Origin of the sequence: Microbacterium luticocti DSM 19459 (assembly GCF_000422405.1) — a bacterium.
In the GTDB taxonomy this organism is placed as follows: Bacteria; Actinomycetota; Actinomycetes; order Actinomycetales; family Microbacteriaceae; genus Microbacterium; species Microbacterium luticocti.
Map to the genome: position 1 here is coordinate 14,085 of NZ_AULS01000009.1, position 13,630 is coordinate 27,714.

At 69.6% G+C, this 13,630-nt stretch carries 16 protein-coding genes; 10 read left to right on the top strand and 6 right to left on the bottom strand.

Going from position 1 to position 13,630, the window contains the following annotated elements:
- Nucleotide 1: 1 nt before the first annotated feature.
- The 8 genes from map to rplQ all read left to right on the top strand — a co-directional run bounded on the left by map (nt 2) and on the right by rplQ (nt 4,849).
- Nucleotides 2-835, top strand: a complete 834-nt coding sequence (gene map / locus H577_RS0110245) for a type I methionyl aminopeptidase (protein ID WP_029145879.1) — start codon at nt 2-4, stop codon at nt 833-835.
- 13 nt (nt 836-848) lie between these two features.
- Complete coding sequence (locus H577_RS0110250) at nt 849-1,526, top strand: DsbA family protein (protein ID WP_029145880.1); 678 nt, start codon at nt 849-851, stop codon at nt 1,524-1,526.
- A 196-nt stretch (nt 1,527-1,722) separates the two neighbouring features.
- Nucleotides 1,723-1,944, top strand: a complete 222-nt coding sequence (infA, locus tag H577_RS0110255) for a translation initiation factor IF-1 (RefSeq protein ID WP_029145881.1) — start codon at nt 1,723-1,725, stop codon at nt 1,942-1,944.
- 67 nt (nt 1,945-2,011) lie between these two features.
- Complete coding sequence (gene rpmJ / locus H577_RS17380; protein ID WP_084516090.1) at nt 2,012-2,128, top strand: 50S ribosomal protein L36; 117 nt, start codon at nt 2,012-2,014, stop codon at nt 2,126-2,128.
- 148 nt (nt 2,129-2,276) lie between these two features.
- Nucleotides 2,277-2,651 carry a 30S ribosomal protein S13 gene (gene rpsM, locus H577_RS0110260; protein ID WP_029145882.1) on the top strand — a complete coding sequence of 125 codons (375 nt, stop codon included), beginning with the start codon at nt 2,277-2,279 and terminating at the stop codon, nt 2,649-2,651.
- 38 nt (nt 2,652-2,689) lie between these two features.
- Nucleotides 2,690-3,088, top strand: a complete 399-nt coding sequence (gene rpsK / locus H577_RS0110265; protein WP_029145883.1) for a 30S ribosomal protein S11 — start codon at nt 2,690-2,692, stop codon at nt 3,086-3,088.
- Between the two features lie 148 nt (nt 3,089-3,236).
- Nucleotides 3,237-4,232, top strand: a complete 996-nt coding sequence (locus H577_RS0110270) for a DNA-directed RNA polymerase subunit alpha (protein ID WP_029145884.1) — start codon at nt 3,237-3,239, stop codon at nt 4,230-4,232.
- 26 nt (nt 4,233-4,258) lie between these two features.
- Nucleotides 4,259-4,849: a 50S ribosomal protein L17 gene (gene rplQ / locus H577_RS0110275; protein WP_029145885.1), complete on the top strand. Its 591-nt coding sequence runs from the start codon at nt 4,259-4,261 to the stop codon at nt 4,847-4,849.
- 73 nt (nt 4,850-4,922) lie between these two features.
- On the opposite strand, the gene H577_RS0110280 is transcribed toward rplQ, so the two are convergent.
- From H577_RS0110280 to H577_RS0110295, 4 genes are read right to left on the bottom strand one after another with little or no spacing between them, the layout of a single operon-like run.
- Nucleotides 4,923-5,762, bottom strand: a complete 840-nt coding sequence (locus H577_RS0110280) for an MBL fold metallo-hydrolase (protein WP_029145886.1) — start codon at nt 5,760-5,762, stop codon at nt 4,923-4,925.
- Nucleotides 5,759-6,550 (bottom strand): amino acid ABC transporter ATP-binding protein, encoded by a 792-nt coding sequence (locus H577_RS16045; RefSeq protein WP_084516124.1) that lies wholly within the window; start codon nt 6,548-6,550, stop codon nt 5,759-5,761. The genes H577_RS0110280 and H577_RS16045 overlap by 4 nt, the downstream gene beginning before the upstream one ends.
- A gap of 5 nt (nt 6,551-6,555) precedes the next feature.
- Nucleotides 6,556-7,467 carry an amino acid ABC transporter permease gene (locus tag H577_RS0110290; protein WP_169566281.1) on the bottom strand — a complete coding sequence of 304 codons (912 nt, stop codon included), beginning with the start codon at nt 7,465-7,467 and terminating at the stop codon, nt 6,556-6,558.
- Nucleotides 7,468-7,475: 8 nt separating this feature from the next.
- Nucleotides 7,476-8,351 (bottom strand): ABC transporter substrate-binding protein, encoded by an 876-nt coding sequence (locus H577_RS0110295; RefSeq protein ID WP_169566283.1) that lies wholly within the window; start codon nt 8,349-8,351, stop codon nt 7,476-7,478.
- Nucleotides 8,352-8,475: 124 nt separating this feature from the next.
- Here H577_RS0110295 and H577_RS16050 point away from each other — a divergent pair, with 124 nt between their 5' ends.
- Entirely contained in the window at nt 8,476-9,279 is an 804-nt protein-coding gene (locus tag H577_RS16050) for an IclR family transcriptional regulator domain-containing protein (RefSeq protein WP_051191941.1), read from the top strand.
- Nucleotides 9,280-9,550: 271 nt separating this feature from the next.
- On the opposite strand, the gene H577_RS16055 is transcribed toward H577_RS16050, so the two are convergent.
- Nucleotides 9,551-11,470, bottom strand: a complete 1,920-nt coding sequence (locus tag H577_RS16055) for an acyltransferase family protein (protein WP_051191942.1) — start codon at nt 11,468-11,470, stop codon at nt 9,551-9,553.
- Nucleotides 11,471-11,595: 125 nt separating this feature from the next.
- Between H577_RS16055 and truA the strand changes: the two genes are divergently transcribed.
- On the top strand, nt 11,596-12,441 hold the full coding sequence (gene truA / locus H577_RS0110310; RefSeq protein WP_029145889.1) for a tRNA pseudouridine(38-40) synthase TruA: 846 nt from the start codon (nt 11,596-11,598) through the stop codon (nt 12,439-12,441).
- A 383-nt stretch (nt 12,442-12,824) separates the two neighbouring features.
- Here truA and H577_RS0110315 read toward each other — a convergent pair whose 3' ends face one another.
- The gene (locus H577_RS0110315) at nt 12,825-13,238 is read right to left on the bottom strand and encodes a hypothetical protein (RefSeq protein ID WP_156876617.1); all 414 of its coding nucleotides are present in this window, start codon (nt 13,236-13,238) and stop codon (nt 12,825-12,827) included.
- Nucleotides 13,239-13,630: the final 392 nt, after the last annotated feature.

Sequence of the window (13,630 nt, forward strand, 5' to 3'; positions counted from 1 at the left end):
CGTGGGCCTTCGTCGCGGCATCTACAAGTCGCCCGCGCAGCTGCGGGCGATGGTCGAGCCCGGCCGCATCACCGCCGCCATGCTCGACGCGGTGCGGCCGCTGATCGTCCCCGGCACCACGACGCTGCAACTGGATGCCGCAGCCGCCGCCGTACTCACCTCGCGCGGCGCCGTGTCGAACTTCCAGATGGTGCGCGGCTACCGGCACACCGTGTGCGTGTCGGTGAACGACGAGGTCGTGCACGGCATCCCCGGCGACCGGGTGCTCGCGCCCGGTGACATCGTCTCGGTCGACGCCGGGGCGCAGTACCGCGGCTGGAACGGTGACTCCGCCATCACCGTCGTGATCGGCGACCCCGACCGTCCCGAGCTGGTGGCCGAGCGGCGGGAACTCTCGCGTGTGACCGAGGGTTCGCTGTGGGCCGGCATCGCCGCCCTGGCCGGTGCCTCGCACCTGGGCGAGGTGGGCCAGGCGGTGCAGGCGTACGTCGAGGCATCCGGTCATGACTACGGCATCCTGCGCGACTATGTCGGCCACGGCATCGGACGTCGCATGCACGAGTCGCCGTCGGTGTTCAACTACCGCGTGCCCGACCCCGGCCCGGTCGTGCGGCCGGGTCTGGTCGTGGCGATCGAGCCGATGGTCGTCGCCGGCAGCGAGGCCACGTTCGTCGGCGACGACGGCTGGACCGTCTCGACCGTGGACGGCACGGCCGGTTCACACTGGGAACATAGCGTCGCCGTGCATGATGAGGGTATCTGGGTGCTGACCGCGCCCGACGGCGGGGCCGCGGGGCTCGCCCCGTTCGGCATCGAACCATCCCCGATCAAGTAGAGCGAGGACATCCATGGCCAGCACTGTGCGCAAGACGAACTGGTTCGCCATCTGGGTCAGTGTGGCCGCGGTGGTCGCGCTGGTCGTGGTGACCGCGGTCGTCATCAACATCAACACCGCGGCATCCGGCCCCGGCGCCGACCCCAAGGGCAAGATCATCGACACGGATGCCGGGGCGGTGACCTTCGGCGACGGCGACAACGTCATCGAGACCTACGTCGACTTCCTGTGCCCGATCTGCCACGAGTTCGAGAAGGCCGAGGGACCGGCGATCAAGCAGCTGGTCGACGGGGGCAAGGCGACGCTGAAGGTGCACCCGGTCGCGATCCTCGACGAGTACACCTCGCCGAAGGGCTACTCCAGTCGTGCCGCCAGCGCGTTCTACGCCGTGGCCGCCGCCGACCCCGACAAGGCCTACGCGTTCATGCAGGCGATGTACGAGAACCAGCCGGGCGAGAACTCGGCGGGTCTGACCGACGAGCAGATCGTGCAGATCGCCAAAGACGCCGGGGTGAACGTGACCGCGGACCTCGAGAAGGCGATCACCTCGAACCGGTACCAGAAGTACGTGCAGGCGCACGGGCTGGCCGAAGGCATGCGCGGCACCCCGACGCTCGTGATCAACGGCGAGATCGCGCCGATCTCACAGCAGATGGACCCGAACACCGACATCCTGCCGCACCTGAAGTGACGGCATCCGTCCGCGGCCGGGCCACCGCGCCGGTCGGTGCCGGGGGCCGCCGACCGCGAAGTTGCCGGTTGCGGGCGGGTGACGTACACTAATTCTTTGGTGCCTTGCGCCTGTTTCGGCGTGTCCGAGCGCGCGATCTTTGCACCACCATCCCATCCACGCAGACCGACCGGTCTGCAGAATCGATAGCGAGGCTATGGCGAAGAAAGACGGCGTCATCGAGATCGAGGGCGTGATCTCCGAGGCTCTGCCGAACGCGATGTTCCGCGTGGAGCTGACCAACGGACACAAGGTGCTCGCCACCATCTCGGGAAAGATGCGGCAGAACTACATCCGCATCATCCCGCAGGACCGCGTGGTCGTGGAGCTCAGCCCCTACGACCTCACCCGCGGCCGAATCGTCTATCGCTACCGCTAGACCGGTCGAGAAGTAACGCCCCGGGCACACCCGTGCCCGCCCGGCGAAGACAGCGAACAGGAACATCATGAAGGTTCAGCCGAGCGTCAAGCCCATCTGCGATCACTGCAAGGTGATCCGCCGTCACGGGCGCGTCATGGTCATCTGCAAGTCCAACCCGCGCCACAAGCAGCGTCAGGGTTGAGACGACGGATGCCGCCGGCGGTGGCATCCGTGTCGAACAACTCAACATCACACCAGGCAGGATCAGAACCCGCGAGGGGGACACCCCGGGGCGGAGGCCCGGGCACCGATCCTGCTCCACACCTCCACCACACTCCCAGGAGACCCGCATGGCACGTCTTGCCGGCGTCGACATCCCGCGCGACAAGCGCGTGGTGATCGCACTCACCTACATCTACGGCATCGGCCGCACCCGCTCGAACGAGATCCTCGCCGCGACCGGGATCGACGAGAACATCCGCGTCAAGGACCTCACCGACGACCAGCTCGTCGCGCTGCGCGACCACATCGAAGGCAACTACAAGGTGGAGGGTGACCTGCGCCGCGAGGTCGCCGCCGACATCCGCCGCAAGGTCGAGATCGGCTCTTACGAGGGCATCCGCCACCGCCGTGGCCTGCCCGTGCGCGGTCAGCGCACCAAGACCAACGCCCGCACCCGCAAGGGCCCGAAGCGTACCGTCGCCGGCAAGAAGAAGGCGCGCTAGGCCCCCGCCTTCGCTGACAGGATTCAGGAGAACAGCACATGGCACAGGCCAAGACCGCCGCGCGCAAGCCGCGCCGCAAAGAGAAGAAGAACATCGCGCTGGGCCAGGCCCACATCAAGTCGACGTTCAACAACACGATCGTCTCGATCACCGACCCGTCGGGCGCCGTCATCAGCTGGGCGTCGTCGGGTGGCGTGGGCTTCAAGGGCTCGCGCAAGTCGACCCCGTACGCGGCCGGCATGGCCGCCGAGTCGGCCGCCCGCCAGGCCGCCGAGCACGGCGTCAAGAAGGTCGACGTCTTCGTGAAGGGCCCCGGCTCGGGTCGCGAGACCGCGATCCGCTCGCTGCAGGCCGCGGGCCTGGAGGTGGGCTCGATCCAGGACGTCACGCCGCAGGCGCACAACGGCTGCCGCCCGCCCAAGCGCCGCCGGGTCTGAGATCTCGGTGCCGGATGTCTTCTTGTGAGGCATCCGGCACCCCTGCGCTACCGGATGCCTCGGGCCCGAGGCATCCCTCGGAGAAAACTCAACACCTCACCCACTGCACGTGTCATATAGCGGGCACGTCGCACGAAAGGAACACATAGTGCTCATTGCACAGCGTCCCACCCTGACCGAGGAGAAGATCGGGGAGTTCCGCAGCCGTTTCGTCATCGAGCCGCTGGAGCCCGGCTTCGGCTACACGATCGGCAACGCCCTGCGCCGCAGCCTGCTCTCCTCGATCCCGGGGGCAGCGGTCACCAGCATCCGCATCGACGGAGTCCTCCACGAGTTCAGCACCATCCCCGGTGTCAAAGAGGACGTCACCGAGATCATCCTGAACATCAAGCAGCTGGTCGTCTCGAGCGAGCGCGACGAGCCGATCACCGCCTACCTGCGCAAGACCGGCGCCGGTGAGGTCACCGCGGCCGACATCTCGGCCCCCGCCGGCGTCGAGGTGCACAACCCCGAGCTGGTCATCGCGACCCTGAACGACACCGCCCGCTTCGAGCTGGAGCTCACCATCGAGCGCGGCCGCGGCTACGTGTCGGCCACGCAGAACCGCAACGAGTACGCCGAGGCCGGGCAGATCCCGATCGACTCGATCTACTCGCCGGTGCTGAAGGTCAGCTACCGTGTCGACGCGACCCGTGCCGGGGAGCGCACCGACTTCGACAAGCTCGTGCTGGACGTGGAGACCAAGCCGGCGATCTCGCCGCGCGACGCGGTCGCCTCGGCCGGTCGTACCCTCACCGAGCTGTTCGGCCTGGCGCGCGAGCTGAACGTCGACGCCGAGGGCATCGAGATCGGCGCGGCGCCGGTGGAGACCGCGGTCTCGACCGAGCTGTCGATGCCGATCGAAGACCTCGACCTGTCGGTGCGGTCGTACAACTGCCTCAAGCGCGAGGGCATCAACACCGTCTCAGAGCTGGTCGCCCTGTCTGAGACGCAGCTGATGAACATCCGCAACTTCGGTCAGAAGTCGGTCGACGAGGTGCGCGACAAGCTCGTCTCGCTCGGTCTGTCGCTGAAGGACTCGGTGCCCGGTTTCGACGGCGCCCACTTCTACGGCGGATACGACGACGACACCGAGACCGTCTGATTTCTTTCACACTGGAGTAACTGAGAATGCCTAAGCCCACCAAGGGTCCCCGCCTCGGAGGCGGCCCCGCCCACGAGCGTCTGCTGCTGGCGAACCTGGCTGCCGCGCTGTTCACGCACAAGTCGATCAAGACCACCGAGACCAAGGCCAAGCGCCTGCGTCCGCTGGCCGAGCGGCTGATCACGTTCGCCAAGCGCGGCGACCTGCACGCGCGTCGCCGGGTGCTGTCGGTCATCGGCGACAAGGGCGTGGTGCACGAGCTGTTCACCGAGATCGCGCCGCTGGTCGCCGACCGTGACGGCGGCTACACCCGCATCACCAAGGTCGGCAACCGCAAGGGCGACAACGCGCCGATGGCCGTGATCGAGCTCGTGCTCGAGCCGGTGCAGAAGAAGAAGGCCGCTCCGGCTGCCAAGAAGGCCGCCGCGCCCAAGGCCGCTGCCGCCGAGGCTCCGGCCGAAGAGGCTCCGGCTGAGGACGCTCCGGCTGAGGGGGCTGCGGCTGAAGAGGCCGCCGAGGCCGAGGCTGCGGTCGACGCGCCGGCAGCCGAGGCGACGGATGCCGCGGCCGACGCGCCCGCCGACGCCGAGAAGGCCGACGCCGAGAAGGCCGAGTAAGACCCGAGCGAGACACGACGAGACCCGCGAGCCGTTCGGCTCGCGGGTCTCGTCGTCTGTGTGGCGGTGGTGCTCACAGCTCCATGAGGTCGCGTCCGACGATGATCGTCCCGTCGAAGCCGCGGGATGCGGCGGCCAGCCACTGCTCGTCGCTGACGCCGCCGTCGGAGGGCACGAGATGGGAGAGGACCAACGTGCCCACCCCGGCCCGGGCCGCCACGTCTCCGACGTCGGTGGCCATGGTGTGGCTGTTCACGAGGTGTTCGCGCAGTCGCGTGCCGTTCGACCCGGCGGTGATCCAGTCCAGCGCCGGTTCGTACAGCACCTCGTGCACCAGGATGTCGGCACCCCGTGCCAGCTCGATCAGGGCCGGGCACGGTGTGGTGTCGCCCGAGATCACGATGGAACGGTCGTCGGTGTCGATGCGGTAGCCGAGCGCGACACCGAACGGCGGATGGTCGACGAGCGCCGCCGTGATGCGCACACGATCGTCTTCGTGCACGACGCCCGGCTGTGCGACCTCGGCGACCGTGACGAGGTCGTCGAGCGCGCGGCGACCTTCGTCGTCGACGCGCGTGTCGATGTCGACACGGCTCTGTGCGAAGAACGCCGCCATCACCGCCGACAGCGGCGGCGGCCCGTACACGGCGACCGGTCGGTCGAGCTCGGCAGCCCAACTCAGAAGCAGCACGGTGCCGATGTCGGCGTTGTGATCGGAGTGGTGGTGGGTCAGCAGTACCGTGTCGAGCGACCCGTGCGGCAGGCCGGCCAGCGCCATCTGCCGTGCCACTCCATTGCCGGCATCCACCAGGTACGTATGGCCGTCGACCACGACCGCCTGTGCGGGAGCGCTCCGTGACACCTTGGGCGTCGGCCCGCCGGCGGTTCCGAGAAGGATCAACCGGGTCGTCATACGCTCCGTCCTTCCGTCGCCTGTGCACCGGTCTCCGCGCGCACGCGACGCAGAAAGCTGCGCGTGCGTTCGTGCTGCGGGTTCGCGATCACCTGCTCGGGCGGACCCGACTCGACGATCACGCCGTCGGCCATGAAGGTGATCGTATCGGCGACGTCCCGGGCGAAACCGAGCTCATGGGTCACCACGATCATCGTCATGCCGTCCGCGGCCAGTTCGCCCATGACGGCGAGCACCTCGTCGACGAGCTCCGGATCGAGCCCCGACGTCGGTTCGTCGAACAGCATGAGCTTGGGTTCCATCGCCAGGGCACGTGCGATCGCGACACGCTGCTGCTGACCGCCCGACAGCTGGCTCGGATAGAAGTCCGCGCGGTCGGCGAGTCCGACCTTGCCGAGCAGGTGCCGGGCCCGCTCGACGGCGGCCGCGCGGGGCACGCCACGCACGGCGATCGGGCTGAGCACGATGTTCTCGAGCGCGGTCATATGCGGGAACAACTCAAAATGCTGGAAGACCATGCCGATGTCGCGCCGTTGCCGCCGCGCCGCCGACTCCTTCAGGTGGTGCAGGCGGCGACCTCGCACGTCATAGCCGATGAGGTCCCCGTCCACCCAGATGTGACCCGAATCGATGGTCTCGAGGTTGTTCACGCAGCGCAGGAACGTGCTCTTGCCCGACCCGGACGGGCCGATCAGGCACAGCACCTCGCCGGTGTGCACCTCGATGTCGATGCCCTTGAGCACGTCGACGTGTCCGAAGCTCTTGCGGACTCGCTCCGCCAGCACCATCGTGTTCATGCGGTCCTCCGGGATCCGAGCATCCGGGCCCACCAGCCGGCGCGGCGGTGGCCCCGATCGAAGCGGCGCTCGAGGATGGACTGGGCGATCGACGCGATCGTCGTGCACACCAGATACCAGCCGCTGGCCACGAACAGCAGTTCCATGGTCTGCAAGTTGCCCGCCGCGATGTTCTGGGCCTGCGTCAGCAGATCACCGCCGGCGATCACCGACACCAGCGAGGTCATCTTCAGCATATTGATGAACTGGTTGCCGGTCGGCGGGATGATCACGCGCAGCACCTGGGGCAGGATGACCTTGACCAGCGCCTGCGACCGCGACAGGCCGAGCGCACGTGCGGCTTCGTGCTGGCCGGTCGCGACCGACAGCATCCCCCCGCGGATGATCTCGGCCATGTACGCGGCCTCGTTCAGGCTCAACGCCAACAGCGACGCGACGAACGGTGTGAGCACCGCGTTGGTGTCCCACGATGCCCACAACACGTCGGTTCCGGGGATGCCGATGTCGATGCGCCGGTAGAACAGCGCGAAGTTGCCCCAGATGAGCACCTGCACTAGCAGCGGGATGCCGCGGAACAGCCACACGTAGACCCATCCGACGACGGCGGCGACCGGATTGCGTGACATGCGCAGCAGCGCGACGAGCAGACCGATGACGATGCCCAGCGCCTGTGCGACCACCGCGAGCAGGATCGTCGTGCCGAGTCCGGTGAGGATCGCGGGGCTGAAGAAGAAGTCCTTGACGGTCGCATGGTCGATGTTCGGGTTCGTGAACACCGAGACGCCCACACCGACCGCGAGTGCGGCGACGAGCAGGCCCGACACCCAGCGGCCCAGGTGAAGTCGCGGCGCGATCAGGTCGGGCACATCGACGTGCGTCGCCTCGCCCACGGTACGTGGTCGGGTCATCATCTCGATCACGAACCGGCGGCGTTCACGAGGGGCTTGTCGAGTGCGAGGTCTTCGAGCCCGTACTTGGCCAAGACCTTGCCGTACGTGCCGTCGGCGATGACCGCGGTCAATGCGGTGACCAGGGCGTCACGCAACTGGGTGTCGGACTTGTCGACGGCGATGCCGTAGTACGAGGTGTCGCCCTGCAACGGCACCGCCGAGAACGCGTTGCCGGAGTCTGCGGTCTTCGCCAGGTACAGCAGCACCGGGGTGTTGCCGATGAACGCGTCGTACTTGCCGTTCTGCACCTGCAGGCGCGCGTCGGCGGCCGACGGGAACTGCTGGATGGTGATCGGTTTGTCACCGTCATCCGTGCACTTCTGCGAGGCGGCCTCGACCAGCTTGATCTGCACCGATCCGGCGACCGTCGACATGCTCAGACCGCACATGTCCGACAGGGCGGCCAGGTGATGCGGATTGCCGTGCTGGACCAGCAGGGTGTCGCCGGAGGCGAGGTAGTCGATGAAGTCGAACTGGGCCTCGCGCTCTTTCGTGTCGTTGATGACGTCGAAGATCGCGTCGATCTTGCCGGCCTTCAGGGCCGGCTGGAGGCCGGGGAACGCGTACTGGGTGAACTCCGCCTTCACGCCCAGGTGTTCGGCCATGGCCTGACCGAGGTCGTGGTTGACCCCGGTCTGCGTGGTGCCGTCCGATTCGAAGAAGGTCATCGGCGGCACGGTCAGCTCAGCGCCGAAGTCGATCTTGCCGGCCGATGCGATCGACGCCGGAAGATCCCCGGACGCACCGCCGGTGGTGGCGGGTGCCGGCGCGGTGCTGCTACAGGCGGTGAGAAGAAGGAGGGTTGCCGAGGCGGCGGCGATGCCGACCAGAGAGCGCTTCATTGCGGTGCCTTTCGAGTTGTGCGCATAGCGCACAGAATGTGCGCTGCGTGCACACAGTGTCACACCGTAGGATCGAATCGTCAAGTGTTCCTTGCGCGGATCGCGCGATCGGGAGAGGTGCGCCATGAGCGGGGAGCCGGAAGGCGGGGGCGGCCGGGACTTCATCCAGTCGATCGATCGTGCGTTCGCGGTGCTTCGCTGCTTCAGCCTCGAGACGCCCGAGCCGACCCTCGGCGAGGTGGCCGAGCACGCCCGGCTCGACCGTGCGGCGGCAAGACGCTATCTGCTCACGCTGGAGCGGCTGGGCTATGTCGGCAAGCGGGGTTCGCGATTCCATCTGCGCCCCCGCATCCTCGAGCTGGGGTACTCGTACCTGTCGTCCCTGTCGCTGCCGCGACTGGCGCAGCCGTTCCTGGTCGATCTGGCCACACGCTGTGAGGAATCTTGTTCTCTCACCGTGCTCGACGGCACCGAGATCGCGTATGTGGCCGTGGCGAACGCGGTCCGGGGACTGTCGATCACGCTGACCGTGGGAAACCGGCTGCCGGCGTACTGCACGGCCGCGGGCCGTGCGCTGCTGTCGGGGCTCGGCGACGATGCCGTGCGCGAGGTGTTGACCGCAAGCGGGATGCGGGCGCACACCGCGACCACGGTGTGGGATGTCGATGCCGTGCTCACGCGGGTGCGGGCGGCCCGCGAGCGCGGGTGGTGCGTGGTCGATCAGGAGCTCGAGGACGGTGTGCGGTCGGTGTCGGTGCCGGTGCACGGGCGCGATGGCAGCGTTGTCGCGGCCGCGACCGTGAGCGTGCCGTCGTCGCGGATCTCGACCGAGGCGCTTGCCGGCGAGATCCGCGAGATGCTGCAGCAGACGGTCGCCCAGCTGGAGACCTCCACGCGGGACGCACCGGTACGGCCACCGGTCGGATGAGCATCGCGCCGGCCGCGGGCCGCGCTGGCGGGGGATGCGCGCGCCGCGCTGGCGGTGGGATGCGCGGGCCGCGCTGGCGGTGGGATGCGCGGGCTGTGTGAGCGGTGCGATGTGCGAGCGGTGGGAGCCGCGGGTCGCGCTGGCGGGGTGATGCGCGGGGCGCGCTGGCGGTGGGAGGCGCGGGCCGCGCTGGCGGTGGGACGCGCGGGCCGCGCTGGCGGTGGGATGCGCCGGCCGCGGGCCGCGCTGGCGGTGGGCTGCGCGCGCCGCGTTAGCGGTGGGATGCTCGGGGCTCGGCCAGGTCGTATGCCCGCAGCGTCATCTGCTCGCGCGCGGCGGCCTGCTGCCGCTGCGCCTGGGTGATCGCGTCGGCGACGGTCTGCGCGTAGATCCGGCCCCCGGCGCCGCCCGGGTGGATCTGGTCGCCGGCCAGCAGGTCGACGTGCGGTGCGATGGCGCCGGCCCAGTCGGCGACGATGACGGTGGGATGCCCGGCGGCATACGCGTGCAGCGCCTTGTTCACGCCCGGGATCCACGACCGCGGTGCGAACGCGGTGACCAGCACCAGCCGGCGGTGCGGCCCGAGCCGGTCGACGACCAGATCGAGTGAGCGCTTGTCGATCGACCCGTTCGTACCCAGGCCCAGCACCACATAGCGGCGCAGCGTGCCCTGCGCGGCGAGTCGGTCGACGATACCGGGAGCGGCATAGATCGACCGCGACACCTTCGCGTCGATGCGGATGCCGGGATACTTCTCCATCAGCGCGGGAGCCGACGCCAGCATCACCGAGTCGCCGATGGCGTCGATCTGTCGACCGTCGACCGCGGCCGGCGCCTGGGGGAGCGCAGAGTCGGGCGACGAGGCATCCTCGGCCACCAGCGGGGGGCGCGGACCCGTGGGCTGTGCCAGCGCCGTGCGGCCCTGCTGCACGACGGCCTGCCCGGACGAGGTGGCGGGCGCCGTCGCGATGCCCGCAGTGGTGCCGGCCACCACCACGATCGAGGCCAGCAGCACCCCGAGCGCCGGAAAGAACGTGCGCGGCGGCCCGACCAGGTGGTCGCGGCAGCGGCCCAGCGCGCCTCGGAAGCCGAGCCGGCGCACCGGCTGCTCGACGAACCGGTACGACACGGTCGCGCAGATCGCGGTGAGCACCAGCGCCACCGACCCCACCCACGGCGGGATGGTGTCGGCACCGGCCGTCACGCCCGCCATCGCCGACACGAGCACGAGCAGCGGCCAGTGCCACAGGTAGATGCCGTACGAGCGGTCTCCGATCCAGCGCAACGGCGTGGCATCCAACACCGGCCCCAGCCACGAACCGGGCAGCACGCCGCAGACGATGGCCACGGCAGAGGCGACGCTGGCCGCGGCGAGTGTGCCCGGGAACGTCGCGACGTCGTTGTGCTCGGGCAGCAGCGCCAGCGCGAACAGAGCGAGCACCGCCACCGATCCGGTGACCGCACCGGCGATGCGGGCGCCCGGATGCCGCAGCCAGGCCGGCGGGCTCACCAGCACGCGCTGCAGCCCGACCGCCAGTGCCACGCCCAGCAGCAGCCCGAACGCATGCGTGTCGGTGCCGAAGTAGGCGCGGGTCAGGCCGCCGCCGGCGGCGACAACCTGTGCCATCCAGAGCGCCGATGCCACCGCGGCGACCAGGGCGAGAGCGGCCCGGCCCCAGCGGCGCGGGATGAGCAGCAGCAGCGGAAGGATGAGCGGCCACAGCCAGTAGAACTGCTCTTCGACGGCGAGCGACCACAGGTTGCGCAGCAGCTCGGGGGTGTCGGCCGAGAAGTAGTCACCGCCCCCGGCGACCGAGATCCAGTTGTAGCTGAACGTGGCCGCGCCCAGCACCTGCCAGCCCAGGCGCACCAGCACGTCGCCGCCGACGAGCCATGCCCAGGTGGCGCACACGGTGACCACCAGGGCGAGAGCGGGCAGCAGTCGGCGCGCCCGGCGGCGCCAGAAGTCGACCAGCGCGATGCGCCCGGTGCGCTCCCGCTCGCGCAGCAGCAGCGAGGTGATCAGGAATCCGCTGATCACGAAGAACACGTCGACGCCGATGAAACCGGAGTGCAGCCACCAGCCGGGGAACAGGTGGTAGACCACGACGAGCACGACGGCGACCGCTCGGAGCCCGTCCAGACCCGCGAAGCGGGAGTGCGGGAGCGTGGCGGAAGAAGGCGGTGTCATCGGTGGGGCAGGGCTGATCCGGGTCGAGCCGATCGGGGCGATCCGTGAGGCGGGATCAGGGTTCGATTCTACGGTGGACGCCTGAGTGTTCCGGGCGGCGCGAGGGCGAAATGTAGGGTGAAGGCGTGCGCATCCGCCTCGACATCGCCTACGACGGAACCCACTTCCGCGGATGGGCGCGCCAGCCCGGGCTGCGCACCGTGCAGGGCACCCTCGAGCAGGCGTTGGGGCGCATCCTCGGCGGCGAACCGCGGCTGGTGGTCGCCGGGCGCACGGATGCCGGTGTGCACGCGCGTGGTCAGGTGGCGCACCTCGACCTGGACGACGGGCAGCGCGAGCGCCTGTTCACGCGCACGCGCCGGGATGCGGCATCCGACCCGGTGGATCGGCTCGCGCACCGGGTGCGCGGGGTGCTGGGCGCCTATGCCGACGTGACCGTGCACCGCACCTGCGTCGCGCCGGCCGGGTTCGACGCCCGGTTCTCGGCGGTGTGGCGCCGGTACGAGTATCGCGTCGCCGATCAGGTGACCGGCTACGACCCGCTCGCGCGGGCGTACACCACGACGGTGCATGCGCGGCTCGACGTTCAGACGATGGATGCCGCGGCCCGGTCGTTGATCGGGTTGCATGACTTCGCCGCGTACTGCAAGCCGCGCGACGAGGCGACCACGATCCGCACGCTGCTCGAGTTCGGGTGGCACCGCGACGCCGACGGCGTGCTCGTCGCCGCCGTGCAGGCCGATGCGTTCTGCCATTCCATGGTGCGCGCACTGGTGGGCGCGTGCGTCGCGGTCGGCGAAGGGCGGCTGGCGGTGGAAGATGTCGCCGCGCTGCGCGACGCCGGCCGGCGCACGAGCGCCTTCCCGGTGCTCGCGGCGCGGGGGCTCACGCTGGTCGAGGTGGGATACCCCGCCGACGACCTGCTCGCCGCCCGCGCCGAGCAGACCCGCGCCCGCCGCGACCGGGGCTAGCCGGGGCGCGCCTACCGCACCCGCGAACAGCGCGCGGCCGTGGCATCCCGTGCACAACGGCGGAGATTTTCGTCGACACGCCGTGTTCGCGGCGGTTTCGGCGGCGTGTCGAGCAAAATCCCCGCAGTTGTGAACGCCGTAGCGGCGGCTGGGCCCTGACCCGCGGTCAACCCGTGGTCGTGCGCCGGCTCGCGGCATCCCGTGCACAACGGCGGAGATTTTCGTCGACACGCCGTGTTCGCGGCGGTTTCGGCGGCGTGTCGGGCAAAATCCCCGCAGTTGTGCACGGCGTAGCGGCGGCTGGGCCCCGACCCGCGGTCATGCGCCGGCTCTCGGCACGCAGGCACGGCCGGTGCGCGAAGGGAGGGAGGACGCCTGGGGGCCTAGAGTCGGGCCTGCTCGGTGGCGAGCTTGCGGTTGCGATGCACGCTCACGGCGACGGCGATCGCGCCACCGGTGAGCATGATGCCGCCGGCGGCGATCCAGATCGTGAGCAGCCGTGACGCGGCAGGATCGATGGCCGGCTGTGTGTCGGTGCTGCTTCCGTCGCCCGCGATCGGTGCGGTGCCGTCGGCGGTCACCGTGATCGATGGTGGAGCAAGCTCGTCGGCCATGGCCGCAGCGGGCATGGCGAATGCCGCGGCCCCGATCACCGCCGAAACAACACCAGCACCGATTTTCACACCAGTACGCACCAGCAACTCCTGTCCCCGCTCTGCGCGCACAACGCCCCCACGCTGCACGCGACTGTCTGATTCTATGGGGTTACGCGCGTAATTCCAACCCTCAGCGATCATGTGCGCTCGTGCGCATGCTGGGGCGCCGCCGTGCGCTTCGTGCAGTCGATTCCGCAGTTGCTGGGTCTCGCCCAAGCCGCGTGACGTCGTAGACCGGCGACGGACCCACGCCCGCCGCGACCGGGGCTAGCCGGGACGCGCCCACCGCCCCGGGAGCAGCGCGCGGCCGCGGCATCCCGTGCACAACGGCGGAGATTTTCGTCGACACGCCGTGTTCGCGGCGGTTTCGGCGGCGTGTCGGGCAAAATCCCCGCAGTTGTGTACGCCGTAGTGGCGGTGTGCACGGCGTCGCGGCGGTTGGGCCTTGGCCCGCCGTCAGCCCGCGGTCCTGCGCCGGCTCCCGGATCGGCGCTGACGGCGCGGCCGGTGGGCGACGGCAGGGCGGATGCCCG

What these genes read in the sequence shown, in the direction of transcription:
- H577_RS0110250 (WP_029145880.1), top strand. Translation starts at nt 849, where the DNA reads ATGGCCAGCACTGTGCGCAAGACGAACTGGTTCGCCATCTGGGTCAGT.
- infA (WP_029145881.1), top strand. Translation starts at nt 1,723, where the DNA reads ATGGCGAAGAAAGACGGCGTCATCGAGATCGAGGGCGTGATCTCCGAG.
- rpmJ (WP_084516090.1), top strand. Translation starts at nt 2,012, where the DNA reads ATGAAGGTTCAGCCGAGCGTCAAGCCCATCTGCGATCACTGCAAGGTG.
- rpsM (WP_029145882.1), top strand. Translation starts at nt 2,277, where the DNA reads ATGGCACGTCTTGCCGGCGTCGACATCCCGCGCGACAAGCGCGTGGTG.
- rpsK (WP_029145883.1), top strand. Translation starts at nt 2,690, where the DNA reads ATGGCACAGGCCAAGACCGCCGCGCGCAAGCCGCGCCGCAAAGAGAAG.
- rplQ (WP_029145885.1), top strand. Translation starts at nt 4,259, where the DNA reads ATGCCTAAGCCCACCAAGGGTCCCCGCCTCGGAGGCGGCCCCGCCCAC.
- H577_RS0110280 (WP_029145886.1), bottom strand. Translation starts at nt 5,762, where the DNA reads ATGACGACCCGGTTGATCCTTCTCGGAACCGCCGGCGGGCCGACGCCC.
- H577_RS16045 (WP_084516124.1), bottom strand. Translation starts at nt 6,550, where the DNA reads ATGGTGCTGGCGGAGCGAGTCCGCAAGAGCTTCGGACACGTCGACGTG.
- H577_RS0110290 (WP_169566281.1), bottom strand. Translation starts at nt 7,467, where the DNA reads ATGACCCGACCACGTACCGTGGGCGAGGCGACGCACGTCGATGTGCCC.
- H577_RS0110295 (WP_169566283.1), bottom strand. Translation starts at nt 8,351, where the DNA reads ATGAAGCGCTCTCTGGTCGGCATCGCCGCCGCCTCGGCAACCCTCCTT.
- H577_RS16050 (WP_051191941.1), top strand. Translation starts at nt 8,476, where the DNA reads ATGAGCGGGGAGCCGGAAGGCGGGGGCGGCCGGGACTTCATCCAGTCG.
- H577_RS16055 (WP_051191942.1), bottom strand. Translation starts at nt 11,470, where the DNA reads ATGACACCGCCTTCTTCCGCCACGCTCCCGCACTCCCGCTTCGCGGGT.
- H577_RS0110315 (WP_156876617.1), bottom strand. Translation starts at nt 13,238, where the DNA reads ATGATCGCTGAGGGTTGGAATTACGCGCGTAACCCCATAGAATCAGAC.